A 1252-nucleotide genomic window follows, 5' to 3' on the forward strand; every position below is an offset into this window, starting at 1 on the left:
TGGAAGGCCATGTGGCACTCGTCGCCGCCGGCCCGGAAGTCACCGAAGTAGTCGACGACGTCCTCGGGCCACTGGTTGGCCTCCGCCAGCAGCACGGTGTCCGGGTACATCGCGTCGATCTCGCGGCGGACCCGTTTCAGGAACTCGTGGGTGGCGGGCAGGTTCTCGCAGTTGGTGCCCTCCTCGGCGTAGAGGTAGGGGACCGCGTCCAGGCGGTAGCCGTCGATGCCCAGGTCCAGCCAGAACCGCAGGGCGGCCAGGATCTCCTCCTGGACGGCCGGGTTCTCGTAGTTGAGGTCCGGCTGGTGCGAGAAGAAGCGGTGGAAGTAGTACTGGCCGCGGACCGGGTCGAAGGTCCAGTTGGAGGACTCGGTGTCGACGAAGATGATCCGCGCGTCCTCGTACTGCTTGTCGTCGTCGGCCCACATGTAGTAGTCCCCGTACGGGCCGTCGGGGTTCTTGCGGGACTCCTGGAACCACGGGTGCTGGTCGCTGGTGTGGTTCACCACGAAGTCGATGATCACGCGCATGCCGCGGTGGTGGGCGGCGTCCACGAACTCCACGAAGTCGGCGAGGTCGCCGAACTCCGGGAGCACGGCGGTGTAGTCGGAGACGTCGTAACCGCCGTCCCGCAGCGGCGACTGGAAGAAGGGGGGCAGCCAGAGACAGTCGACGCCGAGCCACTGGAGGTAGTCGAGCTTGGCGGTCAGGCCCTTCAGGTCGCCGACGCCGTCGCCGTTGCTGTCGTGGAAGGAGCGGACCAGGACCTCGTAGAAGACGGCGCGTTTGAACCAATCCGGGTCCCGGTCCTTGGCGGGAGTGTCCTCGAAGGTGTCCGGTACGGGGTCGTTGACGGTCATGACGCTGCGGGCCCTCCGATCTGGGGCGTCGATCGCCCGACGTGGAGCACGTGCGCGGGCGCCCGGCCGGGCGTGAGACGCACGTAGTTGGTCCTGCCCCAGTGGTACGTCTCGCCCGTCAGTTCGTCGTGCACGGGCAGGGCGGCGTGCCAGTCCAGGCCGAGTTGCGGCATGTCCAACGAGACCGTTGCCTCCTGGGTGTGGTGCGGGTCGAGGTTGACGACCATGACGACCGTGTCCGAACCGGTGCTCTTGCTGTAGGCGAGCACGGCATCGTTGTCGGTCGGATGGAAACGGAGGTTCCGCAGGCGCTGTAGCGCCGGGTGCTGTCGTCGGATGGTGTTGAGCCGGGTGACGAGCGGCGCGATGGTCCGTCCCTCGCGTTCGGCGGC

2 protein-coding genes are annotated in these 1252 nt (G+C 67.3%); both read right to left on the reverse strand.

Translation table 11 applies throughout. The features are described 5' to 3' along the window. Nucleotides 1-860 (reverse strand): alpha-amylase family glycosyl hydrolase (locus ABZ923_RS41310; protein ID WP_361483611.1); only part of this gene is annotated, 860 nt, incomplete at its 3' end. After that, the coding region (locus ABZ923_RS41315) for a DUF3459 domain-containing protein (protein WP_361483614.1) at nt 857-1252 on the reverse strand (396 nt) is incomplete at its 5' end. The genes ABZ923_RS41315 and ABZ923_RS41310, both read right to left, overlap by 4 nt.

It is taken from the genome of Streptomyces sp. NPDC046881 (genome assembly GCF_040645015.1).
GTDB lineage: Bacteria > Actinomycetota > Actinomycetes > Streptomycetales > Streptomycetaceae > Streptomyces.